The sequence below is a fragment of the Klebsiella sp. RHBSTW-00484 genome (genome assembly GCF_013705725.1).
In the GTDB taxonomy this organism is placed as follows: domain Bacteria; phylum Pseudomonadota; class Gammaproteobacteria; order Enterobacterales; family Enterobacteriaceae; genus Klebsiella.
Map to the genome: position 1 here is coordinate 203240 of NZ_CP055481.1, position 26637 is coordinate 229876.

Consider the following 26637-nt stretch of genomic DNA (forward strand, 5'->3'; position numbering starts at 1 on the left):
TGTTCCGCGCTGTCCGTGTCCAGACTGGCTGCAACAATGTACGCCTACTGGGATAGGCTCATTACGTTGCGGCAGGCAGAATACCATTCCCTCTCCTCTTTGGGGAGAGGGTTAGGGTGAGGGGAGAAAGCCGCAGATTACGCCGCGTTACCCGCCTTGATCACATCAAATGTCCGCGGCGCATCGGCGTTTTGCACCAGAGAATCGCGGCTGATTTCACCGATAGTTTTCGCGCCGGTCAGGGTCATCGCCACCTTCATCTCTTTCTCAATCAGGTTCAGCAGATTTGCCACCCCTTGCTTACCGTGGGTCGCCAGCGCATACAGATAGGCACGTCCCAGCAGCACGCTATCCGCACCTAGCGCAATCATGCGCACGACATCGAGGCCGTTGCGAATACCGCTGTCGGCGAGAATGGTGATATCGCCTTTCACCGCATCAGCGATCGCGGGCAGGGCGCGGGCGGAGGAGAGCACGCCATCAAGCTGGCGGCCACCGTGGTTCGAGACCACAATCCCGTCGGCACCAAAGCGCACTGCGTCGCGCGCATCTTCTGGATCGAGGATCCCTTTGATCACCATCGGGCCGTCCCAGAATTCGCGGATCCACTCGAGGTCTTTCCAGGAAATCGACGGATCGAAGTTATTCGCCAGCCAGCCAATGTAATCTTCAAGGCCAGTTGGTTTGCCGAGGTAGGCGGAGATATTGCCTAAATCGTGCGGGCGGCCGTTTAAACCAACGTCCCACGCCCACTGCGGATGGGTCATCGCCTGCCAGTAGCGACGCATCGCCGCGTTCGGGCCGCTCATTCCGGAGTGCGCATCGCGATAGCGCGCGCCGGGTGTCGGCATATCGACGGTAAAGACCAGCGTTGAACAGCCCGCCGCTTTGGCGCGCTCCAGCGCGTTGCGCATAAAACCGCGATCGCGCAGGACGTAGAGCTGGAACCACATTGGGCGCTTGATGGTCGGGGCGACTTCCTCAATCGGGCAAACGGAAACGGTGGAGAGCGTAAAGGGAATGCCTTTCTCATCCGCCGCACCTGCTGCCTGCACTTCACCACGGCGTGCGTACATTCCGCACAGGCCGACAGGGGCCAGCGCCGTTGGCATTGAAAGCTTTTCGTTAAACAGCGTGGTTTCCAGACTCAGATCCGACATGTTCTTCAGTATCCGCTGGCGCAGGGCCACATCGGACAAGTCTTCAACGTTGCGGCGCAGGGTGTGCTCGGCGTAAGCGCCGCCGTCGATGTAGTGGAAAAGAAACGGTGGCAGGATACGCTGTGCGGCGGCGCGATAGTCGCTGGCGGCGGAAATAATCATCACAAGTTCTCCCTGGAATTGTCGTTATGGTCACCGGGCAGGCGGGTAATTCGCGCCTGGCGGGCCTGGTCTTCATCAAAACGTTTGATCGTGGCGTGGACAAAGCCCAAATGGGCCATCATCGCCTGCCTGGCACCTTCAGGATCGCCGGCGATAATTGCCTCCATCACCGCCTGGTGCTGTTCGGTCAGGCGAGCGAAGACCGGCGGGACGAGGTACATCCGTTGGCGGCTCTCCTTGACCGAGGATTGTAAGAGGTCGAAAAAGCCGCGCATGGTTTGCAGCAGCACCACGTTGTGCGAGGCTTCGGCAATCGCCAGATGGAAACGCACGTCGGCCTGCGAGGCCAGATCCGGGTCTTCACTCAGGGTCGCTTCAAAACAGAGGCGGATTTTCTCTTTCTCGGCCTCAGTCGCCCGCATCGCTGCATGCCAGGCAGTGCTGGCCTCGATGGCGTGGCGGGCTTCGAGGATATCGAAACTGTAGTCGGGGTCGTCGGCGAGCAGCGTTTTCAGCGGCTGAACGATATTTTGCTCCGACCATTGTTCGTGCTGCCAGCGGACAAAAGTGCCGCCGCCGCGACGGCTGAGCAGCACCCCCTCATTCACCAGCATCGCCAGCGCTTCACGCAGTGAATTGCGCGAGACGCCAAGCTGAGCGGCGAGCTGGCGTTCGGCAGGCAATCGCATGCCCGCCTCCAGGTTTTGTTCTTCAATCAGCGTCCGCACGCGACGAACAACGTCGTCGGTAAGGCGTTTTGGCATCACTATCACGGAATCATCCAGGTTAAGACATACGCCTGCAGCGTGGTGATCACGCCGACCATACAGGTGAAAATCAGGCTGTGCTTCACGGTAAAGCGGAACAGGTCAGACTCTTTACCCACCAGACCGACCGCCGCACAGGCGATGGCGATGGACTGCGGCGAAATCATTTTGCCGGTCACGCCGCCGGTGGTGTTTGCGGCGACCAGCAGGATATCGGAGACGCCAATCTGTTGAGCTGCGGTGGCCTGTAGCGCGGCAAACAGCGCATTAGACGATGTATCCGAACCGGTCAGGAATACTCCCAGCCAGCCGAGGAACGGCGAGAAGAAAGTAAACGCGTGGCCAGTGTGCGCCAGCGCGAGGGCCAGAGTTGAGGATAGCCCGGAATAGTTGGAAATAAAGGCGAACGCCAGCACCATACCGATGGAGTAAATCGGCAGCGCCAGTTCCTTCAGCGTGCTGCCGAAGGTCGAGATCGCGTCTTTCGGCTTCATGCGCAGCCAGACGATGGAAAGCAGCGCGGCGAACAGAATGGCGGTACCGGTGGCGGAGAGCCAGTCGAACTTATAGACCGCGGCATACGGCGTGGCTTCGCTGACCACTGGCGGCATGCGGGCCACCATCTTGTCGAGGAACGGCACGGAAATATTAATGACAAAGTCGTACATTGCGCCGCCCGGAGCGAACAGCGCTTTGAACGGCGGCACGCTCCACAGAGTCACGGTGGCGGTCAGGAACAGGAACGGTGACCATGCGCGGACAACCTGTCCCGGCGTGTAGCGAGTGCGCGCCAGAGTCATATCGACCTGCGATGCGCCCATATCGCCGAAGCGGAAGATGCGTACCGGTTGCCAGCGTTTGAGGAACAGCGTCAGGCAGACCAGTGATACCAGAGAAGAGATGATATCCGGCAGCTCCGGGCCGAGGAAGTTAGAGCTGAGGTACTGAGCGATGGCAAAAGAGCCTCCGGCGACCATAACCGCAGGCCAGGTCTCTTTGACGCCGCGCCAGCCGTCCATAATCGCCATGATCCAGAATAGCACGATGATGGTCAGGAACGGCAGTTGGCGGCCAACCATCTGGCCGATTTCAAAGCTGTCCAGCCCCGTAACCTGCCCGGCGACCAGAATCGGAATGCCCATCGCGCCAAACGCCACCGGTGCGGTGTTGACGATCAGGCACAGGCCAGCGGCATATAGCGGGTTAAAGCCAAGTCCTACCAGCAATGCAGCGGTAATGGCGACCGGAGCGCCAAAACCAGCGGCTCCCTCAAGAAACGCGCCGAAGGAGAAGCCGACGATGAGCATTTGCAGGCGCTGGTCCGGGGTAATCGACAAAATCGATGAACGGATAATGTCGAACTGCCCGGTTTTCACCGAGATTTTATAGACGAACACCGCGGCGATGATAATCCACGCGATGGGCCACAGGCCGTAGAAGAAACCGTAAATGACGGAAGCCAGTGCATGGTCAACCGGCATTTTGTAGAACAGCAGAGCGACGGATAGCGCAATTAGCACGGTCCAGGTGGCGGCGACGTACCCCTTCAGCTTGAGCTTAATCAGGGCAAAAAAGAAAAACAGAATTGGTAGCGATGCGATGAGGCTCGATAGCCAGATATTACCGGCCGGATCGTAATTTTGTTGCCAGAGGTTCATGCAGGTCTCCATCGGGCCGCCATGATGTCATGCTGAGTCTTATGCTCTTTGCAAGGTCACATCATTTGTAAAATTGGCCCAGCCAAATTGCGATTGTAGGATTAACGACAACGAATGGTTAATCAAATGTTATCTGTGAGCAATATTAATGTGACTACAAATGATGGATATGTGAACCGCTGAGGGATTTAGCAAATAATTGGTAGGACCAATCTGTTTGGAGAGAGGGGGCATTTGAAACATAGCCTGGCCCGGAGGCGGCGCTTGACGCGCCTGTTCGGGCTACCCGTTTGCAGACGGTGGTGAACCAGTAGCCCGGCTAAGCGCAGCGCGAGCCGGGAGAAAAGTGGAGGCGGTTTTGTCTGGGCTACCAGTCCGTGAACCGGCAGCCCGGTCAGCGTAGCGCTTATTCGCCCGCTTCTTTCACCCAGATGCGCATTTCGCCTTCGCCGCGGTTGGCCCAGCTAAACCACGGGATAAAGGTCAGAGTCTGTTGCTGACGGGTGGACGGGGCGCGGTCGTAATTCCACAGCGCCTGGTTTTCGGCATTTTCCGCCGTTTGCTTATACCCCGGAGCCTGGAGGAGCGTCTTGTGAGCAAAAATCCCTTTGCCTTCAAACGCGCTGAACTGCGCATCGCGCGGCAGTTGCAGGTTATGCAACTGCTCGCCGTTATCCGCCTGCTCAAGGCAGTAAACCAGCGGACCGCGCTGGACGGCGACTTGGCCTGCCTGATGGCGCACCAGCGGATTACCGTAAATACGCCGCACCGGCATCGGCAGCGTTAACACCAGCGTGTCGCCTTCCTGCCAGCGATGGCTAATGTGCAGATAGCCTTTACGTACATCCTGTGCTACCGCCACGCCGTTAAGCGTCACCTGCGGCTTATCGCACCAGTCCGGCAGACGCAGTGCCAGGGTGTGATTGATCGGGGTGGATGAATCGATGGCGATTTTCACCTGCTCCTGCCACGGATAGTTGCCGCTGATGCGCAGACGCAATGTTTCATCGCCAACCGGGATCTCGGCGCTGTTGCCGACATACAGGTTGATGTACAGCGCGTCGTCATGCGGCGTGTAGATGTAGTGGCCCAGCGAGGTCAGCACGCGGGCGATGTTCGGCGGGCAGCAGGCACAGCCGAACCAGCGCTGGCGAACGGGCTTCACGTGGTCGTAAATATGGTTGAATTTTAATGACTTTGGATGCACTTCCAGCGGGTTAACGTAGAAGAAGTGTTTGCCGTCCAGCGCCATTCCGCCCAGCACGGTGTTATACAGCGCCCGCTCCATCACGTCGGCGTACTGGCTGTCGGCTTCCATTTCCAGCATTCGGCGGGCAAACATCATCAGGCCGATGGAGGCGCAGCTTTCGGCGTATACCGTGTCGTTTGGCAAATCGTAGTCGCTGCTGAAGGCCTCCCCGCTGCTCTGCGAACCGATGCCTCCGGTAATATACAGCTGGCGCTGGGCCATATTGTTCCACAAACGCAGGCAGTCCTGGCGCTTGCCTTCGTCCTGGCTTAAGCGGGCAAGATGGGCGACGCCGGTCATCAGGTAGACAAAGCGCACCGCGTGGCCGATGGCGACCGGCTGTTCGGCAATTGGCTGGTGTGCCTGGCTGTAGGGTTTGTCTTTGACCATCCACGCCGGACCGTAGGTGTTCCAGTAGGATGTTTGGCCGCGTTTTTCATATTCGATATCGTAGAAATGCGGCTGGGTTCCGCGCTCCTCAACGAAGTAGTTCACCAACGCCAAATAGCGCGGCTCCTGGGTCACATCGTACAGGCGCATTAACGCCAGCTCGATTTCCGGGTGACCAGGGTAACCGTGCAACTGGTTTTCACCAGGACCGAATACGCTATCGATATGGTCAGCCAGGCGACAGACCACCTCCAGTAGGCGGCGCTTGCCGGTGGCCTGGAAGAAGGCGACGCCCGCTTCAATCATATGCCCGGCGCAGTACAGTTCGTGGCATTCGGCGAGGTTGGTCCAGCGTTCCTCTGGTGCTTTAACCGTGAAGTAGGTATTCAGGTAGCCGTCTTCGCACTGGGCGGCGGCCACCAGTTCAATGACCTCATCTGCGGTCTTTTCCAGCTCGGCGTCCGGTTTCTGGCACAGCGACCAGGCCACGGCTTCCAGCCATTTTGCTACGTCGCTATCCTGAAAGACCATGCCGTAGAATTCGCCCGCCTGTTGTCCGGCGGCGATGCGGAAGTTTTCTATTGCATGGCTTGGATCCGCCTCCTCGATGCGGTCATTAAGCGCATCCCACTGGTAGGGGATGACGACATCGCGCACCAGTTGCTGGTACTGGCCGAGGAACGGGTCGTTAATTTTCAGTTTGTGCAGATTGACTTCCATAACAGACATGACGGACTCCTTAAGACTGAACGTGACGCGTGCGCAGGTCAGTGGCAATGCGCGCCATCATCGGATTATTGAGTTTGCAGGCGCGGATCGAGAAGGCCAGCAGCAGGTGGAACAGGGCGGGCAGCAGGGTTTCCATTGAGGAGATCCCGGCCAGCGACAGAGCGGTCTGATTGCCGGCCCCCGGCTGATAGGCCACGTAGATAAAAATCAGGCTGATAATACCGGCGCTGGAGGCCCATGCCAGCTTGATGAAGAACAGGTTAAAGGCGAAGTTCATGCCGGAAGAGCGCACGCCGGTTTTCCACTCACCGTAATCATCGGAGAAAGCCATCAGCGAGAAGTGCAGCGGCAGGGTGAAGCCAAGAATAATGCCGTTGCCGAGGATCACCATTAGCCACAGGGTCTGATATGCCGGGCCGGTCGGTAAAAACCACATCGCAACGGCCAGCGCGGCCAGCACCAGGTTGGTGTAGTAGTAGAGTTTGACGGTATCAAAGCGGCGCGACAGCAGGTTGATGATGACGGAACCGCCAATCGATGCGAAGGTCACCATGGTGAAAAATAATGAGGTATAGCCGGTGGACCCCTCAAGGACGTAGGTGATGAAGTACATGTAGCCGCCACCGCGAATATTAAAGACGTTGATCAGCAGGAATGACATCACCAGCATCAGCAGCAACTGGTCGTTTTTACGCAGCCCGGCGATATGCTCGCGCAGGGTAAATTTACCCATCATGTCCAGCGAGACGCGCTCGCGAACCCAGAAGAAGCAGCACAGGAACATCACCACCGCAATAGCGCACAGCACGCCGACGCCGTACTGATAGCCCTGGGCGGTGTTGCCCTGACCGAGCGCGGTAACCAGCCACGGTAGCCCAACGGAGACCAAAAAACCCGCCACGCCGCACAGAACGAAGCGCCAGGACTGGCACGAGATCACCTCGCTGTGGCGCGTGGTCATAGTGTTGATCAATGCGCAGTACGGTACGTTAATCGCGGTGTAGCTCACCGACAGCAGCAGATAGGTACCAAATGCCCAGGCGATTTTTACTCCCATGCTGGCATCAGGGACGGTGAAGGTCAGGACGCCAATCACGCCGATAGGTACGGCGATCCACAGCTGCCAGGGGCGAAAGCGTCCCCAGCGGCTTTGGGTACGGTCGGCCAGCACCCCCATGATCGGGTCGGAAATGGCATCAAAAACGCGCAGGGCGAGGAACATGGTTCCGACCAGCGCGGGCGTCAGGCCGAAGACATCGGTATAGAAAAAAGTTAAAAAGTTCATGATCAGGCAGGTAATGACCGTCCCGCCTGCATCGCCTAACCCGTAACCTATTTTTTCACGGAGGGATAATTTGTCGTCCTGGGCACGCTGTGCCAAATCGCTTGTCGTAATCGGAGCCGAAGTCATAAATAACTCCCGGAGAGGATATGCGGAAAAGTATCCCGCTAAAAGTTGCGGGTTTTTATTGTGTAATTTGCAAAGTACGTTATTTATTCTGCACTAAATATTAAGAGCAACAAGGGAAGGGAAAAGTATAAAAAGGTGACGATTCCGACTTGATGGTAAAAGTGTGATTTCGATCCGGCATAAGTTGATTTTATCGTGAATAATCAAAGGTAAAGGGTGATTGCCTATGATGTTAAAAGCGGAAAATTGAATATCTATGCTTGAATTATCCATGTCTCTTCCGATTAAGGTGCAGAACGGCGGGCTGTTTATTTCCCGCGGCATTGGTAGTCATCCGGCACGCCAACTTCACTCCTGGGAAATAATCTTTGTGGAAAAAGGGACATTAGCGATTCGCGAAGGGAGCGAAGTTTTTAGCGTCAATGCCGGGGAAAGTTTGCTGCTCTGGCCGCAGCGTTTACATGTTGGCGTGGGGCAATTTCCGGCGGACCTAAAGTTTTATTGGCTGCATTTTGAAGTGAAATCTGGTGAAAGCGGTTCTCTACCTGAACCGTTGCTTTCGATCCCGCAGCAAACGCGAGTCAGCGAACCGCAGTATATTATTTCGCTGTTCCGGCAATTCTTACGCGAACAGGAAAATATTCATCGCAGCGTGGCGCTGGAATTGATCCTGTTGTTGATTTTGCAGCAAATTTCGGCGGCGGCCAGCGAGCAGCCCGCCGATAGCCCCGGCAATGCGCTGGCGTGGAAAGCGCAACAAATTATTCATACTCAGTTTCATCTGCCCATTTCCGCCTCAACGCTGGCGCATGAACTGCACTGCAACGCCGATTATCTGGGGCGCGTTTATCGCCATGCTTTCCGACTGACGTTAACCGAAGCGCTGCATCGCCAGCGGGTAAGGGCGGCGGAAAAGCTGCTCATTAGCGATTCGCTATCGCTGACTGAAGTGGCGATGAAATGTGGATTTAACGACGTGGGCTACTTTCGCAAGATATTCCGCAAGCACACCAGCCTGACCCCGGCGGCGTGGAAGCGTCGTTACTGCAAAGAGCATATTAATTCGGCGTAGGGTTTAGCTAGTGTGTGCCGGACCTGATGTATCGGCGTGGCTTCATCCCGGGGGCGGCGCTCAGCGCGCCTTGCCCGGGCTACAGGTTCGGGCGTTCTGCGGGTTTGGTAGCCCGGACAGATGCGCAGCATCGCCTCCGGGGAAAGCATCTGTACAAACAGACACCCCTTCAGCGCAGCGACCACCACTCCCGCAGGCAGGCCTTGCCTTCCGGGCAGCTTTTGCAGCTTCCGGAAAGACAGCCATCAGCATCTTCGGTCACTTTTACTGCTTTACCCATCGCCTCCAGGCGGCCCAGCATGGCGTCGATCATCGGCTGCGGCGTACGCAGGCGGGCGCTCAACTGCGCTGCCTCCATCCGCCCTTGCAGGGCCAGCATATCGCGAACCTCAATTAACGACGCCATCATCGCTCCTTAGTGGCAATCGCCAGCCGGACTCTGGCAGCAGGAAGACGGCGTTTTACGCGTCGCTAGCAGCGAGACATCCACCCGGCTACGCGCTCTGCGCAGCAGACCAAAGACCAGAATATTGAACAACACCACCGCCAGAATGCACACCAGGCTATAGCGCGGATGCTGGCTGAAGCTGACGGTCTGGTAATACAGCGTAGAGAGTGAATAGGCGATATTCAGGCCCCATAGGATAGAGAAGGACATCCAACCGCGGCTCGACTCGCGGGCAATCGCCCCCATCACCGAAATGCAGGGAATATAGAGCAGAACGAAAATCAGGTAGCTGTACGCCGCTGCGGCGCTACCGAATTTGCTGCCCATTACGCCCATCGCGCCGGTTTCCATTTCGCCATCGCCTTTGCTGGCTTCAATGGGGTTCGCCAGTACGCTCAGGCTGAAGGTGTCTTTCAGGCTTTGCCAGGTCTCATCCACCGCGGCCAGCAGTTCGTCGCCGAGGTGGAACTCCTGCGGATTAAATGCTTCATTCTGGATATCTTCAGCGGTGTAGAGCGTGTTCAACGTACCAACCACCACCTCTTTCGCCATCGCGCCGGTAAACAGGCCGACGGTCGCCTGCCAGTTATCCTCATGCACGCCAATCGGCTTAAACACTGGGGTAATTACGCGACTGACCGATGCCAGCGCCGAATCATTGATGTTATCGACGATCTTTCCGCTCAGCGAGAAGCTGTTAAGCGCGCTGAGGAAAATACTGACGATGACGATCACTTTACCGGCACGAAGCACGAAGCCTTTCAGGCGCTGCCAGGTCTGGATAATCAGACTCTTAATATGCGGGACGTGGTATACCGGCAGCTCCATCACGAACGGTGAAGCTTCGCCGCGCATAATTGTGTGCTTGAGCATCAGGCCGGTGAGGATCGCCATGACGATACCTAACAGGTATAGCGAGAAGACCGCCAGCGCGCCGTTCTGGCCGAAAAAGGCGGCGGCAAAAACAGCAAAGATTGCCAACCGCGCGCCGCAGGACATAAACGGCGCCATCATGATGGTCATCAGGCGCTCGCGCGGCGCATCAAGGGTACGCGCGCCCATCACCGACGGCACGTTACAGCCAAAACCAACAATCAGCGGCACGAAGGATTTCCCTGGCAGCCCCAGCGCCTGCATCAGGCGGTCCATCACAAACGCCGCCCGCGCCATGTAGCCGGAGTCTTCAAGGAAGGAGAGGAACAGGTACATCATGCCGATTTGCGGCACCAGCGGCAGCACGGTATTAATACCGCCGCCGATCCCCTGGGCGAGGAAAATGGTCAGCCAGTCCGGGAAATGCAGGGTATAGCCGATCCACTGAATGCCGTGGATAAAGATAGCCACAGAACCGCCATCAAAGATTGGCTGCAGTGCACCGCCGATGTTGATCGCCAGTAAGAACATCAGGTACATGACGAACAGAAAGACCGGCAGCCCAAGGAAACGGTTGAGGATAATTTTATCCATCGCCGCAGTGAAACGACTTGGCTCGGCGGTCAACGTGTTGCTGACCGCATCACAAATGGCGGCAATGCTTTGGTAACGCGCATCGGCGATATGCAGCGCCGGGTCGTCCAGCTCTTCGCTCAGATGCGCCAGCGCACTGTCCAGCTTGTGGGCGGCATCACCAGCATAAGCTCGGCTGTAAATATCGCCTTCCAGCATCTGCAAACCCAGCCAGCTACGCTGACGTGCCGGGATGTTCTGCGCCATCGCTTGCGCCAGCTTGTCCGCTTCGCGCAGCAGCGGCTGCGGGTAGTGCACCAGCTCAATGGATTGGTTTTCCTGATGACGGTCGATAGCCATTTTTAAGGCTTCGATACCGCGTCCACGGGTGGAAACCAGCGGAATAACCGGGCAACCGAGGCGCGCTGCCAGCGCATCGACATCAATACGGATTTTTTGTTTTTCCGCGATATCAAGCATGTTCAACGCGACTACGCAGGGAATGCCTAGTTCCAGCAGTTGCAGGGTCAGGTAGAGGTTACGTTCCAGATTGGATGCATCAACCACGTTAATCAGCATGTCGGCGTCGCCACTGAGGATGTAGTGACAGGCAATCTGCTCATCCAGCGAGGTTTGCGAAGAGATGGTGGTCAGGGAATAGGTGCCAGGAAGGTCCACCAGCGTGACCTGATGGTCGGTGGTATTGAAACCGCCTTCTTTACGCTCAACGGTGACTCCGGCCCAGTTGCCCACACGCTGACGCGCGCCGGTGAGCTGGTTGAATAGCGTCGTCTTACCGGAGTTCGGGTTACCAATTAAACCAATGGTTAATTTTTTCATATTCAGACTCTTAGTGCCGGTCAGGCTTTATTGTGCAACCGCTTCCAGTTCAATTAACGCTAAATCCTTTTTGCGTAATACCAGGCTCACGCGTCGGGTTTCAATGTGAATAGGATCGCCAAGCGGCGCCACGCGAACCACATTAAAAGAGGAGCCGGGCAGCATCCCGAGGGACAGAAGTTTCTGCCGATAAGCCGGGCTAATATCGCGGGAGAAACCAGTGATTTTCCACGCACTATCAGGTGTGAATTGCATAGGACCTACTTGTATATCGCTAACTGAAAGAGAGTTTTCCGTATGCGCCGGAGGTGCAGCGCCTGGGACCGTAGCCAACGAAGAATAATAAATACTCACTGAGAATAATGATAATGAGAATAGTTTTTATCATCAATACATATAATGCGATAGATTCTTTGTTTAGCCGGAAAATTGAGCTTTTGTTGATATTGAGCAAAGTCGATTTTGTCATCGACACTGAGATAATAATTATTCTTATTACTTAATGTTTAATTAAGGTTTCGTTAGTTAACAAAATGAAAATATTAATCTCAGAAGTTCAATTCGCGCTTATTAAGAAGTTATAAGAAAATACTGATGCTTGTTTGCGCAATATGGCGAATGGCGGAGGAGAAGCGGCCCCTCAGCAAGAGGGGCCGAAAAGGGGGTTAGCGTTTTTTACCCATTGCTGCGGCCAGCGCGTCCATCATCGCGCTGTTGCCCGCAGGCTGCGCGTCACGACCGCGTGGTGGCTTAGCCGCTTTTGCCGCCGGGCGATTGCCCTGAGGACGATCGTTATTCCCGCCGCCGCGGCGGGCATTGGTTTCGCCAGGCTGTTCGTCCAGGCGCATCGTCAGGGCGATACGTTTACGCTGCAGGTCAACTTCCATCACTTTGACCTTCACGATATCGCCCGCTTTGACCACGGTGTGGGGGTCTTCAACGAACTTATTCGACAGCGAAGAGATGTGCACCAGACCGTCCTGATGGACGCCAATATCAACAAACGCACCGAAGTTGGTGACGTTGGTGACCGCGCCTTCGAGGATCATCCCCGGCAGCAGGTCGTTCATCGTTTCGACGCCATCGGCGAACTGGGCGGTTTTAAACTCAGGACGCGGGTCGCGGCCCGGTTTTTCCAGCTCTTTGATGATGTCGGAAACCGTCGGCACACCGAATTTGTCATCGGTGAAATCAACGGCTCGCAGGTTGCGTAATTCGCTGCTGTTACCCATCAGATCTTGCAGCGCCTGCTGCGTCGCCGCCAGAATTCGCTCAACCACCGGATAGGCTTCCGGGTGCACGGTTGAGGCGTCCAGCGGGTTGTCGCCGTGGTTGATACGCAGGAAGCCCGCGCACTGTTCAAACGCTTTTGGCCCCAGACGGCTGACTTTAAGCAGTTGCTGGCGGTTCTGGAACTGACCGTTTTCATCACGCCAGGCGACAACATTCTGCGCCATCATGCGGGTCAGACCGGCAACGCGGGTGAGCAGCGGTACCGATGCCGTGTTGAGGTCCACGCCAACGGCGTTCACGCAGTCTTCCACCACCGCGTCCAGCTTACGCGCCAGCTGCGACTGGCTGACATCATGCTGATACTGGCCAACCCCGATGGATTTCGGGTCGATTTTCACCAGTTCGGCCAGCGGATCCTGAAGACGGCGGGCGATAGAAACCGCGCCGCGCAGGGAAACGTCGAGGTCCGGGAACTCCAGCGCCGCCAGTTCAGAGGCGGAATAGACGGAAGCGCCCGCTTCGCTGACGATCACCTTCTGAGCGGTCACTTTCGGGAACTGTTGTTGCACGTCGAGGAAGAAGCGTTCGGTTTCACGCGAGGCGGTGCCGTTGCCGATCGCCACCAGCTCAACGTTGTGCTTTTCACACAACGCAGCTACCGCCACCGCCGCTTTGGCGGCCTGCCCGGTATGCGGATAGATCGTGTCGGTCGCCACCACTTTGCCAGTGCCGTCGACAACCGCCACCTTCACGCCGGTACGCAGGCCCGGATCGAGACCCATAGTGGCGCGTAGCCCGGCCGGGGCCGCCATCAGCAGGTCATGCAGGTTGCGGGCGAAAACGTTGATCGCTTCGTCTTCCGCATGTTCGCGCACGGTGCCCATCAGCTCGGTTTCGAGGTGCATCAGCACCTTGATACGCCACGTCCAGCTCACCACGCCTTTACGCCAGCTATCCGCTGGAGCGTTATTCAAGCGCAGGCCGAGATGGTCGATAATAATTTGCTCGCCATGGCTCTCTTTCGGTGGCTCGTCAAACTGCGGATCGGCATTCAGAGAGAGTTGCAGCACACCTTCGTTGCGACCGCGGAACATGGCCAGAGCACGGTGCGACGGCACGGTAGAAATCGGTTCGTGGTGATCGAAGTAGTCGCGGAATTTCGCCCCTTCCTCTTCTTTGCCGCTGACGACGGCCGCCACCAGGTGGGCGTTCTTCCACAGATAATCACGCACTTTAGCCAGCAGTCCGGCGTCTTCAGCGAAACGTTCCATCAGGATATAGCGCGCGCCGTCGAGGGCGGCTTTGCTATCCGCTACGCCTTTATCGGCGTCGATATATTTGGCGGCTTCGGTTTCCGGGTCGTGGGACGGTTCGTTCCACAGCAGTTCAGCCAGCGGCTCCAGCCCGGCTTCAATGGCGATTTGCCCACGTGTGCGGCGTTTTTGTTTGTACGGCAGATAGAGGTCTTCGAGCTCGGTTTTACTCAACGTACCGTTGATGGCTTTTTCCAGCGCCTCGGTCAGTTTGCCTTGTTCGCCGATGGACTTGAGGATCGTCTGGCGGCGGTCTTCGAGTTCACGCAGATAACCCAGGCGGGTTTCCAGATTACGCAGCTGCGTGTCATCCAGACCGCCGGTGACTTCTTTACGATAGCGTGCGATAAACGGCACGGTGTTCCCTTCATCAAGCAGGCGAACGGCAGCTTCTACCTGTTCAGCCCTGGCCTGAAGTTCACCCGCAATAATGCGGCAGAGCGAATCATTCATCATGGGTTTAATTCATCTTTAGGATCAAAAATCAGGGGGATAGTTATACGGACTGACACGGCAAAATGCCAGCCACGACCAAAGAGCCTATCCCATTAGGACTATTTTACTTGCCATTTTGGACCTGGGCAGTGCTCGAAATCCTCACGTACTACGTGTACGCTCCGGTTTCTGTGCGCTGTCCGTGTCCAAACTGGCTGCGCCAATAACCCTACTGGGATAGGCTCTAAGCCTCTCGGAATGTTCCAGGCTTATTTCACGTATTCAATCTCATTCACATACCAGGCGGCTTCCCCCGCAGGTGTGTTAACGATAGCCAGGTCGCCGACCTCTTTTTTCAGCAGCGCGCGCGCCATTGGCGAATCAATTGAGATGTAGTCGTTGCGCCCGAAGATTTCATCGTAGCCGACGATGCGAAAGCGCTTGGTATCGCCATCATCGTTTTCAATCTCCACCCACGCGCCGAAGAACACCTTGCCTTCCTGCTGCGGGGAGTAATCAACGATTTTCAGATGCTCAAGGCATTTGGTCAGGTAGCGCACCCGGCGGTCTATTTCGCGCAGGCGTTTTTTGTTGTACTGGTAGTCGGCGTTCTCGCTGCGGTCGCCGAGGCTCGCCGCCCAGGTCACTTTTTTTGTGACTTCCGGGCGCTCTTCGCGCCACAGATAATCCATCTCTTTTTTAAGTTTTTCATACCCTTCACGGGTGATCAGCGGCGTTTTCATCGAGAGTCCTGGTTCCTGTTACACACCTTTGTGCGATGGTGCGCACAATTCGTCGCACGTAATAATACCGACAGGATAAATAATGTGTCTTATGCTTAAATGTATACTTAAGCTGCTGTTAAATATGCTTTGTAACAATTTAGCCTGGAATATATACCAGATTTCGCTGGTGAGCGACCCGGGCTTTTTTGAGAATACGCACTGACAAATGCAGTGAACCTTTGGGAGTATAAACAATGCAAGAGAATTATAAGATTCTGGTTGTCGATGACGACATGCGCCTGCGTGCGCTACTCGAACGTTATCTGACCGAGCAGGGCTTCCAGGTTCGTAGCGTGGCGAACGCTGAACAGATGGATCGCCTGCTGACCCGCGAGTCCTTCCACCTGATGGTGTTGGATCTCATGCTGCCTGGCGAAGATGGCCTGTCCATTTGCCGTCGTCTGCGCAGCCAAAGCAACCCGATGCCGATCATTATGGTAACGGCGAAAGGGGAAGAAGTTGACCGTATCGTTGGCCTGGAAATCGGCGCTGACGACTACATTCCAAAACCGTTTAACCCGCGTGAACTGCTGGCCCGTATTCGCGCCGTGCTGCGCCGTCAGGCCAACGAACTGCCGGGCGCGCCATCACAGGAAGAAGCGGTTATCGCCTTCGGTAAGTTCAAACTGAACCTCGGCACCCGCGAGATGTTCCGTGAAGATGAACCGATGCCGCTAACCAGCGGTGAATTCGCGGTGCTGAAAGCGCTGGTTAGCCACCCGCGCGAGCCGCTGTCCCGCGATAAGCTGATGAACCTCGCTCGTGGCCGTGAGTACTCGGCAATGGAGCGTTCCATCGACGTACAAATCTCCCGCCTGCGCCGCATGGTGGAAGAAGATCCAGCACATCCACGCTATATCCAGACCGTTTGGGGCCTGGGCTACGTCTTCGTACCGGACGGCGCTAAGGCATGAAACGCGTGCGCTTTTCGCCGCGAAGCTCATTTGCCCGCACTCTGCTACTGATTGTCACCTTGCTGTTCGTCAGCCTGGTGACGACCTATTTAGTGGTGCTGAATTTCGCGATCCTGCCGAGTCTTCAGCAGTTTAATAAGGTTCTGGCCTACGAAGTCCGTATGCTGATGACCGATAAGCTGCAACTGGAAGATGGCACCCAACTAGTGGTACCGCCGGCGTTTCGGCGCGAGATTTACCGCGAGCTGGGCATTTCGCTTTATTCCAATGAAGCGGCGGAAGACGCAGGCCTGCGCTGGGCGCAGCATTACGAATTCTTAAGTCAGCAGATGGCGCATCAGCTGGGCGGGCCGACCGAAGTGCGGGTTGAGGTGAACAAAAGCTCCCCCGTGGTCTGGCTGAAAACCTGGCTCTCGCCCAATATCTGGGTGCGCGTCCCGCTGACCGAAATCCATCAGGGCGATTTCTCGCCGCTGTTCCGCTATACCCTGGCGATTATGCTGCTGGCGATTGGCGGCGCCTGGCTCTTTATTCGAATTCAGAACCGACCTCTTGTCGACCTGGAGCATGCAGCGCTTCAGGTCGGTAAAGGCATTATTCCACCGCCGCTGCGCGAGTATGGTGCGTCGGAGGTGCGCTCGGTGACCCGTGCCTTTAACCATATGGCGGCGGGCGTCAAACAGCTGGCAGATGACCGCACGCTGCTGATGGCCGGGGTGAGCCACGATCTGCGTACCCCGCTGACGCGTATTCGCCTGGCGACGGAGATGATGGGCGAAGAGGACGGTTACCTCGCCGAGTCGATTAATAAAGATATCGAAGAGTGCAACGCCATCATCGAGCAGTTTATTGACTACCTGCGCACTGGCCAGGAGATGCCGATGGAGCTGGCGGACCTCAACTCGGTGTTGGGTGAAGTGATTGCGGCCGAAAGCGGCTACGAGCGTGAAATCGCCACCGACCTGCAGGATGGTGAAATTCCGCTGCGGATACATCCGCTGTCGATCAAGCGCGCGCTGGCCAATATGGTCGTGAACGCCGCCCGCTACGGCAACGGTTGGATTAAAGTCAGCAGCGGGAGCGAAGGTGGTCGGGCATGGTTTCAGGTTGAGGATGACGGTCCGGGCATTAAACCAGAGCAACGCGAGCATCTGTTCCAGCCGTTCGTTCGTGGTGACAGCGCCCGCACCATCAGCGGAACGGGCCTGGGGTTAGCTATCGTCCAGCGTATTGTCGATAACCATAACGGCAAGCTGGAGCTGGGCTCCAGCGAGCGCGGCGGGTTATTGATTCGTGCCTGGCTTCCGGTTCCGGTGAATCGCGCCCTGCCGCCAATAAAACCGACCAAAGAGAGTTAAGTCTGCAACAACCCGGTCACGCAGCATGGCCGGGTTCAGCCCCCGGGAAATGTGCCGGGCCTGATAGTTCGGCGCCGCTGCTTCCCGGCTCGCGCTACGCTTAGCCGGGCTACAAGTTCACAGTCGTCTGCAGGTTTGGTAGCCCGGGCAAGGCGCGTCAAGCGCCGCCCCCGGGATGATATCCGGTGTTGCGCTGACCGTCGGGCGTTAGTTTTGCCCATAATAGGCATTCGCGCCGTGTTTACGCAGATAGTGTTTATCGAGCAACTCCGATTGCATGTCCGGTAGTTGCGGGTCGAGCTGACGCGAGAACAGCCCCATATAGGCACACTCCTCAAGCACCACGGCGTTATGCACGGCGTCGGCGGCATCCTTACCCCAGGCAAACGGGCCGTGCGAGTGGACTAATACCGCCGGTACTTGCATCGGGTTCAGGTTCCGTTCTTCAAAAGTTTTAATAATCACCTCGCCGGTCTGATACTCATACTCGCCGTTAATTTCCTCAACGGTCATCAGCCGGGTGCAGGGGATTGCGCCATAGAAATAGTCGGCGTGGGTGGTTCCCCAGGCGGGCAGATCGAGCCCCGCCTGCGACCAGATCGTCGCATGGCGGGAATGAGTATGCACGATCCCACCGATCTGCGGATAGCGGCGATAGAGCGCCAGATGGGTCGCGGTATCGGACGACGGTTTTTTGTTGCCTTCGACGACCTTACCGCTGGCGATCTCTACCACCACCATATCGTCGGCGGTCATCACCTCATATTCAACGCCGGAAGGCTTGATGACCATCAGCTTGCGCGTTTCATCGACCGCGCTGACGTTGCCCCAGGTAAAGGTGACCAGCCCGTGTGCCGGAAGCGCCAGGTTTGCCGCCAGCACCTCGGCTTTCAGTTGCTCTAACATGTGAAACCTCCTTCCTGCATCCGTGATTCAATCCAGCGGCGGGCCTGGATAATTTCCAGCACCGGCTCGCTGGCTTTCTCCGTCCACATCTCAATCAAAAATGAACCGCGATAGTTCAGCTCATGCAGCGTTTTAAAAATGCCAACAAAATCCACGCAACCTTCGCCAAACGGCACGTCGCGGAACTGTCCGGGGCTATCGCCGGTCACCGGCAGCGTATCTTTCAGATGGATTGCGGCGATACGGTCGATGCCCAGTTTCAGCTCGGCGGTCACGTCGTTCCCCCAGGCGCTGAGGTTGCCGACGTCCGGATAGACCGTGAACCACGGTGACGAAAGCATCTCATCCCACTTTTTCCACTTGCTGATCGAGTTCATAAAGGCGGTATCCATGATCTCCACCGCCAGCATCACTTGAGCCGCTGCGGCTTGTTCCACCGCCCAGGCCAGCCCTTCGGCGAAACGTTGCTGGGTGCCTTCGTCGTGTTCTTCGTAATAGACGTCGTAACCTGCCAGCTGGATGGTGCGGATACCGAGATCGCGCGCCAGGCGGATGGCTTTGGTCATGATCTCCCGCGCCCGCTCGCGAACTGCTTCATCGCGGCTGCCAAAAGGGAAACGACGATGGGCGGAGAGGCACATTGACGGAATGGCGACGCCGCTTTCCAGCATCGCGGTTACCAGCGATGCGCGCTGGGCTGGCGTCCACTCCAGGCGTGACAAGCGTTCATCGGTCTCATCCACCGACATCTCGACAAAATCAAAGCCGCAGCTTTTTGCCAGCACCAGCCGCTCCGGCCAACTGAGTTCTTTCGCCAATGCTTTCTCGTAAATACCTAATGGGTGATTACGCATGCTGTTCTCCCCAGATGGCGTCAATTTGCGTGTGGAACTCGCCAGCGACCTGCGCCGGATGGGCGGCACCTGCCAGCGCGCGCCCGGCGATAAATGCCTTGACGTTAATGTCGCGGAACAGTGGCAGATCGGCGGGGGTAATGCCGCCGGTAATCGATAGTTCAAGGCCGATGTCGGACAATGCTTTCATACGTGCCAGATCCGCTTCGCCCCACTGCTGTCCGCTGGCCTGCGCATCGCGTCCGCGGTGGTAAATCGCCTGGCGTACGCCGACGCGATACCAGTCTCGGGCGTCGTCCAGCGTCCAGTTGCCGAACAGCTCCATCTGAATTTCGCCGCCGCAGTCCTGGGCGACGGCGTGGCCTTTCTCGATCGTGGCGAGCGGTGCGGCGCAGATGATGGTCATCCAGTTAGCGCCAGCGCCAAAGGCCTGCTGCGCCAGGGTTTCTCCGGCATCGGCGACCTTCCAGTCGGCAACGATGATTTTATCCGGGCACTGGGCGCGCAGGGCGTTCACCGCGCGAAGGCCTTCGGTTAAACAGAGGATCGTGCCAGCTTCGACGATATCGACATGATCCTGTAGCAGGGCGACATCGCGCTGGGCTGCTTCCAGATTGGTGTGGTCGAGCGCCAGCTGCAGTAATGGTCGGCTCATAATGCGTGCTCCTTAATACGGGCGTGATAGCCCTGTAGTGCGGTAATCAAATCCTGGTATTGGCGGTATTTACGCTGATAGAGGGCGTGCGCGGTCATGTCCGGCAGCAGCGTGCGCACCGGGTGCTTCAGGGAGCGCTGGGCGTCGCTAAAGTTGTGGTAAACGCCGGTGCCAACACGCGCCGCAAGGGCCGCGCCAAAGCAGCCAGTCTCCTCCACCTGCGGCAGTTCAATGCGCAGGCCGCTGACGTCCGCCAGCATTTGCATCCAGACGTCGGAGTGCGCCGGGCCGCCGGTGACGCGCAGGGTGCGAACCTCGGTAAAGCGTTCACGCATACGGTTGAGATGGGTCATGTGGCTGAACACCACGCCTTCGTAAACCGCCTGCAACAGATGCGCGCGGGTGTGCAGTGCCTGCATGCCGTAAAAACCGCAGGTCATCTCCAGCCCGGCGTTGCTGCCGTACAAAAACGGCAGAAAAAAGAGCTCACTGCCCGCTTTCGGCAGGCGGGCAACGGCCTGATTTATCTCATCGAAGGAGAGCTCGCCCCACTGGGCGGTGAACCACTCCAGATTGCCGGAAGAGGTCGGGCTGGCTTCGTGAACGATGTACTGCCCGTCATTAACGTAGCGTCCATAAACGTAGGGATGCGCCTCATGCTCGCGCAGGCCGTGAGCGATCCCGCTGGTGACCGCCCAGGTGCCCATTACCGCGTTGAGGGTGTATTCATCTTCAATACCTGCGCAGAGTGCGGTGGAAACCACGTCAAACAGGCCGCCGACGACGGGGGTACCCGCCGCCAGACCGGTGATGGCGGCTGCCTGAGCGGTGATTTCCCCGCATATTTCTGCTGAGCCGACGATGGGCGGCAGCGCGCCGTTGATTTCGCTGATGCCCAGCCATTCGGTCAGGCGCGGGTCGTACTGGCCCGTCGCCATGTTGTAGAGATTGGACTCGGAGATATTGCTCTCCTCGCAGCCCTTCACGTCGGTTAAGCACCAGCGCAGATAGTCATGCGTCATCATCACGCAGCCAATTTGCGCGTAGCGCTGCGGCTGATTGTCTTTAATCCAGCGTAAAAGAGAGACAGGATGCCCGGTCCACAGCGTTTGTCGGGTCAGCGGGTAGAGTTTTTGGGGAACCGCCTCTTCTTGCCAGCGCTGGACGATTGTCATGGCGCGACGATCGGATGACAGAACCGCCATGTCCAGCGGCTGGTCATTTTTATCGAGTAAAAAAAGCCCTTTGCCCTGGGCGGAAATGCCTACACCTCGGATCTGCGCGCTGTTGATACCGGTGCGTGCGAGCAGCGCGGCGATAACGGCGGCGCACTGTTGCCATAATTCGGACATGTCGCGCTCCGCTTTGCCTGGCTGCGGACTGAGAGTGCGCAACGGCAGGCGTTCTACGCCTGCCTCCCGGCCTTCGCGGTCGTACAATCCGGCTTTTAGCCAGCTTCCGCCGCAGTCTAACCCCAGCCAGTAATCGCTCATGGCTTATTGCACCTCATCAACGGCTTTCAGGAGGTCAGCGCCCTGCGGGTTATCTTTCAGGAACATATCGCGTACCTGGCTACCCAGGGCGTCGCTAAACGCTTTACGGTCAATATCGGTCAGCACTTCCACTCCCGCTTCTTTCATGCCATCGATAATTTTTTGCTGATCTTCGGCGACCAGTTTGCGCTGGTAGTCACCGGCTTCTTTGGCGGAACTCAGCAGCGCGTCCTGGAGCTGTGGGCTTAAGGCATCGAATTTGGATTTATTGATAACCAACAGCAAAGGGGAATAAGCGTGATGTGTCAGCGAAAGGTATTTTTGCACTTCATAAAACTTGGCTGACCAGACGACGTTAATTGGGTGTTCCTGAGCATCAATAGTGCGGGTTTCCAGCCCGGTATACACTTCTGAGAACGGCATCGGAATAGGATTAGCGCCGAAGATTTTAAAGGCGGCGATATTCATTGGGCTGTTATTAGTGCGGATTTTTAAACCCTTCAGATCGGCCGGGGTTTTTACCGGCGCACGAGAGTTGGTGACGTCGCGCCAGCCATTTTCCCAATAGGCCAATACTTTTAGCCCTTTTGGCTCGAGTGATTTTTTCAGTTCATCACCGACTTTACCGTCGAGCGTTTTATGCGCGTGTGGGGTATCGCGAAACAGGAATGGGACATCGAGTAAATTGATAACGGGAGCTAATCCGGTGAAATTGTTCGAACCGGACATTTCCATATCAATCGTTCCGCCGCGCACGCCGCTGATCATCGCCTGTGCGTTGCCTAATGTACTGTCTGGAAAGAGTTTTAACGTCAACTCTCCGTTGGTTTTTTCTTTCAATAATTCATTGAATTTTTTCGCCGCAATATGCTGGGAATCGGTTTGCGGCGTTTCATAGCCAAAGCGCAACGACTGTGCTGCCTGTGATGGAATAGAGAAAACAGTCAGACCAGCGATAAATAATGAACGGGCAATAAAGTGTAATTTCATTTTATTTTCCTTTAATTAATCCATTTAAGTGGTGTAATGATGAGTTCTGGAATGAAAATAAATAATATTAACAATGCCATTAATACACAGACATAAGGGAAAACGCCTCTTACTGCGTCGTCAAATTTTAATTTGGCTACTCCGGAAATGACATTGAGAACGTTGCCTACAGGAGGGGTGATTAATCCTATTGAGCAGTTAATAATAAACATGACGCCGAAGTAAATAGGGTCAATGCCAGCCTCTTTTACCAGCGGTAATAATACTGGGGTGAGAATTAACACTGTCGGTGTTAAATCCATCACCATACCGATGATAAAAATTGACAGCATAATGACGATAAATAGCAGCCGTGGGGAATCGACCAGCGGTTGCAGTAAATCAGATACCATCATCGGCAGCTCCGCGATGGTGATAAGCCAGGCGGATACCTGCGCGGCGGCAACCAGAAACATCACGACTGACGTTGTTTTTGCGGCATTAACCAGCACGTGGTACAGGTTGGCGAAGGTTAATTCCCGATAGATAACCGTGGCGACAAACAGGGCGTAAAACGCGGCAACTGCCCCTGCTTCCGTCGGTGTAAAGAGCCCGGAACGGAAGCCGCCAATAATGATCACCGGTAAAAACAGCGCCCAGATACCGGAAACCAATGATTGCCAGATCTCACGCGGCGCTGCTTTGGGTTGGGAAGGGAGATTCAATCGCCCGGCCTGCCACCACCAGGTGAGCATCAGCGCCGCGCCCATCATGATGCCCGGCGCGATCCCGGCCATAAACAGTTTGCTGATCGACAGACCGCTGGATACACCGAAGATAATAAAAGGAATTGACGGCGGAATAATGGGCGCGATGATCCCACCGGAAGCGATAAGCCCCACGGAACGGTTTATAGGATAGTTTGCCGAGCGCATCATCGGTACGAGCAGCGCGGCGACGGCGGCGGTATCCGCTACCGCAGAGCCGGAAAGGCTGGCCATAATCATTGCCGCGATGACGCCGACGTACCCTAAGCCGCCCGGTTTGTGGCCGACCAGTTTCATTGGCAGGTCGACAATCCGCTTCGACAGGCCGCCTGCGTTCATGATTTCACCGGCCAGAACAAAAAAAGGAATCGCCAGCAGAGAGAAGCTGTCCGCGCCGTTAACCAGGGTTTGCGCCATAATTTGTACGTTAAACATATCCAGGTATGTCATCAGCGCAACGCCACATAGCAGCAATGACCAGGCGATGGGTAAACCAATCGCGATCCCGCCAAGCAGACAGCAGAGAAATATCACCACGGCCATGATTAAGCTCCTTGCTGCGGTTGTTGGAAAGAGTCGCTATGCGTGATTAAGCGATATAAACGGCGTAGTTCGATTAGGGCGATTGCCACGCTGGTGGGCAGGCAGGCGATATACATCAGGCCGATCGGTAAGCCGAGAATGGGCGAGTGATCGCTCCAGTCCTGTAAGGCTTTTTGTAGGCTGCCCCAGCCTAATGCGACGCAGAGCAATAAAATCAGCGTGTGCGTTAGCAGTGAAAGTCGGCGTTGATTGGTCGGTGAAAGTTTTTCCACCAGAAACGTGACCTGAACATGAGCGTTATCCATAAAAGCAACGATAGCGCCAATGAACGTCAGCCAAACAAATAGGTAACGAGACAGTTCATCAACTGACAAAATACTGCTCTCAAAACCGTAACGTAAAACAACATTAATAAATACAATGCAGGAAAGCACGGCAATTAATATCGCAAGAATGCCCTCGAGTACCCGTTTCATAACTACTCCATCAGGTCATGTTCTGAATGTTAGGCGAAATTTATTTTTTGCTATTGAACGGTATGTCTGAAATTTTTATGCCTCATCAATATATTGAGTTGAATGCAATGACTGGCGTTTGGCCGCAAGGCTAAAGTGCTTTGGCTTGCATTATTTTGCTGGCCGTGTCGCTGTTTCCATCGCGTTGATACCGTCGCGTAATATGGCGATACGGTGGTTAACATCGGCGCTGGCATTAATTTCCAGTAATTTAATACCGATAAATTGCAATGGTTCGGTGGCGACTTCGGTGAAAAGTCCTTTGGCATGTTCGGTGGTCATCAGACTCTGCGGGCAGAGAGGGGCAAACGGCGCGTGTAAATCCTGCCATTCACCATATTCGCCGTTTAGCGTGGTGCCGGAGAACATCAGTGCGCCCAATTTTCCCGCCTGCCTGGCTTGCTGCACATGGGTCAGCGGCAGGGTGGTGTTGCGTCCTTCAATTGCCGAACGCGCCCAGTTAATACAGACGCTGATGTCATAACCAGCACTGACTTCCAGTACGTTTTCTAATGGCAGGAAACCCTTACGGGGAGCGGGGCCGGTCATCGCATCGCAATGTTCCAGCACCAAATCGCAGGACCAGTCCCAACCGGCAATCTCTTTCAGTGAACGGGCAAAGGCGTCGGTAGCCTGAGCCACGTTTGGATTACCCGCCAGCGGTGCGGCATGCAGTTCAAGGGCGATAACTTTCCCGGCGCTGTGGACATTGAGTTTATTGATCTTCTGGTAGAGGTGGCGATAGTACTCGACGCAGGCTTTACGCTGGGCTTCATCGCTGGAGGCCAGCCCAAAGCCGCAGTTTTCACTGCGACGACGCATGGTTTCCATAATCGCGGTCACCACGATTTGCCACTCTGGCGGAGTATGGCGTAATAACCACTCATCGCCGAGTGGGTGAAGATGCTCAAGGCAAGGTTGCTCCAGCCCGCGGATATTCGGGGTATCAGAGAGTTGTCGCCAGAATTCTATCTCTTCCTCTTCACTCTTTTCGTGAAATGAGGGCGCACAGGGATACGCACCGATTATAAAACCGGTATGATTCATTTTCATTTACCGCTCCTGAAGAGAAGTTGGATTAATTCAGCGCAGTTAGCGCGACTTTGACCACAACTTTCCTTATTGCCGTTGCTTTTGTTTTATTACAACCGGGACGATGCACATCTTGTGGGAAAAAGATGGCATAGCTGCCTGGAATCATTTCAAAAAATGATTCGTGTTCACTGTCGTGATAATAAATAATGTCGCGCTGCTCCAGAAGTGATTCGCTAATTTCATTATTCCCGGTATCGATAGCCAGCCCAATATTTTCCTCACCCCATGCCATAAACTGAATATCCAGATATTGGCGATGTACTTCAGGTAATATTTCCGTGTAGGGGCGAGTCGTGAGATCGAGAATTTGGGCATAAATCGTTTTCCCTTCAATCTCAACTACCCCGGGCTCCAGCGTATGAAAATCAGTGGTACGCAGGAAATCGAGTGCTTTTTCAATCGCTGCCGGAAATCGGCAGGGATTAGGCTGTGAAATATGACCAAAAATCATGATGTTTCTCCTTACAGCGCTTTGATCTTCGCCCATACGCTGTCATCAACGGTGATACCGTTGCGACGATTCTCCTCTAACAAGCGAGTGAACTCATGGCCCGGCAGGCGGATCGCTACGTTTTCATCGGCGCGTTCGGCGGTGGTGATAAAGTCCATAATGCGTTGCAGCTTGGCGTCGCGGCTGGCGCCATCAATCAACTTATCAACTTCGATAGCGATAAAAATCTGCGAGATCCCGTATTCATCGCTGTTATCTTCGGTAACCTCGGCAACCGATGCGCCATCGGAGAGTAGTGTCGCTATCATGTCCAGCACGATAGACATACCAGAGCCTTTCCAGTAGCCCATCGGCAGAATGCGCCTGTTTTTCTCAATCACGCCAGGTTCTTTGGTTAAGTTACCGTCGTCGTCGAACCCGCCATCTACCGGCAGCTCACGACCCGCCAGGCGGTTAACTTCTAACATGCCGTAGGAGAACATCGACATCGACATATCAACCATTGTGATCGGCGTCGACGGAATGGCGACGATCAGCGGGTTGGTGCCGATGCGGCACTCTTTCGCTCCCCATGGCGGCATCACGGCGATGGAGTTGGTCCAGCAAATGCCGATGTAGCCTTTTTCTGCTGCCTGCCAGCCGTAGCTACCGCCACGCATCCAGTGGTTAGCGTTGCGTACTGCGACAAGCCCAATACCGTGGTCTGAAGCCAGTTCGATGGCTCTGTCCATCATTTTTTTGGCGGTGAGGTTGCCGATAGAGCGTTGGGCATCCCACTGTTCTATTGCTCCCAGCGTGGTGATGCGTTGTGGCTGCGCGTCAGGAATGATATCGCCGTTTTCCAGTTGCTGAATAAAGCGCGGGAAGCGATTTACGCCATGGGAATAGACGCCAGATTCGGTGGTGCGTGCGAACATTTCCGCGCAGGCGTCGGCGGTTTCCTCTGCGATACCGCGCGCCAGCAGTACTCGATTGAATGCCTCTTTTAACTCTTCGAAAGTTACTTTCATCCCAGCTCT

At 55.7% G+C, this 26637-nt stretch carries 23 protein-coding genes; 3 read left to right on the forward strand and 20 right to left on the reverse strand.

All coding sequences use genetic code 11. The annotated features are described in order from the left end of the window. Positions 1-137 precede the first annotated feature (137 nt). From lldD to HV213_RS00975, 5 genes are all read right to left on the reverse strand, one after another. The gene (gene lldD, locus HV213_RS00955) at positions 138-1322 is read right to left on the reverse strand and encodes an FMN-dependent L-lactate dehydrogenase LldD (RefSeq protein WP_181486312.1); all 1185 of its coding nucleotides are present in this window, start codon (positions 1320-1322) and stop codon (positions 138-140) included. Beyond that, a complete protein-coding gene (gene lldR, locus HV213_RS00960) occupies positions 1322-2095 on the reverse strand; it encodes a transcriptional regulator LldR (RefSeq protein WP_181484461.1) in 774 nt (257 codons plus the stop codon). The genes lldD and lldR overlap by 1 nt, the downstream gene beginning before the upstream one ends. Next, complete coding sequence (gene lldP, locus HV213_RS00965; protein ID WP_181484462.1) at positions 2092-3747, reverse strand: L-lactate permease; 1656 nt, start codon at positions 3745-3747, stop codon at positions 2092-2094. Before lldP ends, lldR begins: the two co-directional genes overlap by 4 nt. Positions 3748-4153: 406 nt before the next feature. Continuing rightward, positions 4154-6115, reverse strand: coding sequence for a glycoside hydrolase family 127 protein (locus tag HV213_RS00970; protein WP_181484463.1), 1962 nt, complete (start codon positions 6113-6115; stop codon positions 4154-4156). A gap of 10 nt (positions 6116-6125) precedes the next feature. Further along, positions 6126-7526, reverse strand: a complete 1401-nt coding sequence (locus HV213_RS00975; RefSeq protein WP_181484464.1) for an MFS transporter — start codon at positions 7524-7526, stop codon at positions 6126-6128. 256 nt (positions 7527-7782) lie between these two features. On the opposite strand from HV213_RS00975, the gene HV213_RS00980 reads away from it, so the two are divergent. Further along, positions 7783-8598, forward strand: coding sequence for a helix-turn-helix domain-containing protein (locus HV213_RS00980; protein ID WP_181484465.1), 816 nt, complete (start codon positions 7783-7785; stop codon positions 8596-8598). Positions 8599-8767: 169 nt separating this feature from the next. Here the strand turns inward: HV213_RS00980 and feoC are convergent, their stop codons facing one another. The 5 genes from feoC to greB form a co-directional block, all read right to left on the reverse strand. Beyond that, positions 8768-9004, reverse strand: a complete 237-nt coding sequence (feoC, locus tag HV213_RS00985; RefSeq protein WP_110276282.1) for a [Fe-S]-dependent transcriptional repressor FeoC — start codon at positions 9002-9004, stop codon at positions 8768-8770. A gap of 9 nt (positions 9005-9013) precedes the next feature. Next, positions 9014-11332 (reverse strand): Fe(2+) transporter permease subunit FeoB, encoded by a 2319-nt coding sequence (gene feoB, locus HV213_RS00990; RefSeq protein ID WP_181484466.1) that lies wholly within the window; start codon positions 11330-11332, stop codon positions 9014-9016. A gap of 27 nt (positions 11333-11359) precedes the next feature. Next, entirely contained in the window at positions 11360-11587 is a 228-nt protein-coding gene (gene feoA / locus HV213_RS00995; RefSeq protein ID WP_004126281.1) for a ferrous iron transporter A, read from the reverse strand. 410 nt (positions 11588-11997) lie between these two features. Continuing rightward, entirely contained in the window at positions 11998-14334 is a 2337-nt protein-coding gene (locus HV213_RS01000; protein WP_181484467.1) for a Tex family protein, read from the reverse strand. Between the two features lie 248 nt (positions 14335-14582). Continuing rightward, positions 14583-15056 carry a transcription elongation factor GreB gene (gene greB / locus HV213_RS01005; RefSeq protein ID WP_110276279.1) on the reverse strand — a complete coding sequence of 158 codons (474 nt, stop codon included), beginning with the start codon at positions 15054-15056 and terminating at the stop codon, positions 14583-14585. A gap of 236 nt (positions 15057-15292) precedes the next feature. On the opposite strand from greB, the gene ompR reads away from it, so the two are divergent. Next, a complete protein-coding gene (gene ompR, locus HV213_RS01010; protein ID WP_006177890.1) occupies positions 15293-16012 on the forward strand; it encodes an osmolarity response regulator transcription factor OmpR in 720 nt (239 codons plus the stop codon). Continuing rightward, the gene (envZ, locus tag HV213_RS01015; RefSeq protein ID WP_181484468.1) at positions 16009-17370 is read left to right on the forward strand and encodes a two-component system sensor histidine kinase EnvZ; all 1362 of its coding nucleotides are present in this window, start codon (positions 16009-16011) and stop codon (positions 17368-17370) included. The genes ompR and envZ overlap by 4 nt, the downstream gene beginning before the upstream one ends. Before the next feature lie 207 nt (positions 17371-17577). On the opposite strand, the gene araD is transcribed toward envZ, so the two are convergent. The 10 genes from araD to yiaK all read right to left on the reverse strand — a co-directional run bounded on the left by araD (position 17578) and on the right by yiaK (position 26628). Further along, complete coding sequence (gene araD / locus HV213_RS01020) at positions 17578-18276, reverse strand: L-ribulose-5-phosphate 4-epimerase (RefSeq protein ID WP_181484469.1); 699 nt, start codon at positions 18274-18276, stop codon at positions 17578-17580. Beyond that, a complete protein-coding gene (locus HV213_RS01025; protein ID WP_181484470.1) occupies positions 18270-19130 on the reverse strand; it encodes an L-ribulose-5-phosphate 3-epimerase in 861 nt (286 codons plus the stop codon). The genes araD and HV213_RS01025 overlap by 7 nt, the downstream gene beginning before the upstream one ends. Next, positions 19123-19785: a 3-keto-L-gulonate-6-phosphate decarboxylase UlaD gene (ulaD, locus tag HV213_RS01030; protein ID WP_181484471.1), complete on the reverse strand. Its 663-nt coding sequence runs from the start codon at positions 19783-19785 to the stop codon at positions 19123-19125. The genes HV213_RS01025 and ulaD overlap by 8 nt, the downstream gene beginning before the upstream one ends. Beyond that, positions 19782-21278, reverse strand: coding sequence for an FGGY-family carbohydrate kinase (locus tag HV213_RS01035; protein WP_181484472.1), 1497 nt, complete (start codon positions 21276-21278; stop codon positions 19782-19784). Before HV213_RS01035 ends, ulaD begins: the two co-directional genes overlap by 4 nt. A gap of 3 nt (positions 21279-21281) precedes the next feature. Continuing rightward, positions 21282-22268, reverse strand: coding sequence for a 2,3-diketo-L-gulonate TRAP transporter substrate-binding protein YiaO (gene yiaO / locus HV213_RS01040; protein ID WP_181484473.1), 987 nt, complete (start codon positions 22266-22268; stop codon positions 21282-21284). Between the two features lie 11 nt (positions 22269-22279). Then, positions 22280-23557, reverse strand: coding sequence for a 2,3-diketo-L-gulonate TRAP transporter large permease YiaN (gene yiaN / locus HV213_RS01045; protein WP_181484474.1), 1278 nt, complete (start codon positions 23555-23557; stop codon positions 22280-22282). A 2-nt stretch (positions 23558-23559) separates the two neighbouring features. Beyond that, positions 23560-24033 carry a 2,3-diketo-L-gulonate TRAP transporter small permease YiaM gene (gene yiaM / locus HV213_RS01050; RefSeq protein WP_181484475.1) on the reverse strand — a complete coding sequence of 158 codons (474 nt, stop codon included), beginning with the start codon at positions 24031-24033 and terminating at the stop codon, positions 23560-23562. Between the two features lie 150 nt (positions 24034-24183). Beyond that, positions 24184-25119, reverse strand: a complete 936-nt coding sequence (locus HV213_RS01055) for a DUF4862 family protein (protein ID WP_442788177.1) — start codon at positions 25117-25119, stop codon at positions 24184-24186. Positions 25120-25150: 31 nt separating this feature from the next. After that, entirely contained in the window at positions 25151-25618 is a 468-nt protein-coding gene (locus HV213_RS01060; RefSeq protein ID WP_181484477.1) for a YhcH/YjgK/YiaL family protein, read from the reverse strand. 11 nt (positions 25619-25629) lie between these two features. Then, a complete protein-coding gene (gene yiaK, locus HV213_RS01065) occupies positions 25630-26628 on the reverse strand; it encodes a 3-dehydro-L-gulonate 2-dehydrogenase (protein WP_181484478.1) in 999 nt (332 codons plus the stop codon). Between the last annotated feature and the right edge of the window lie 9 nt (positions 26629-26637).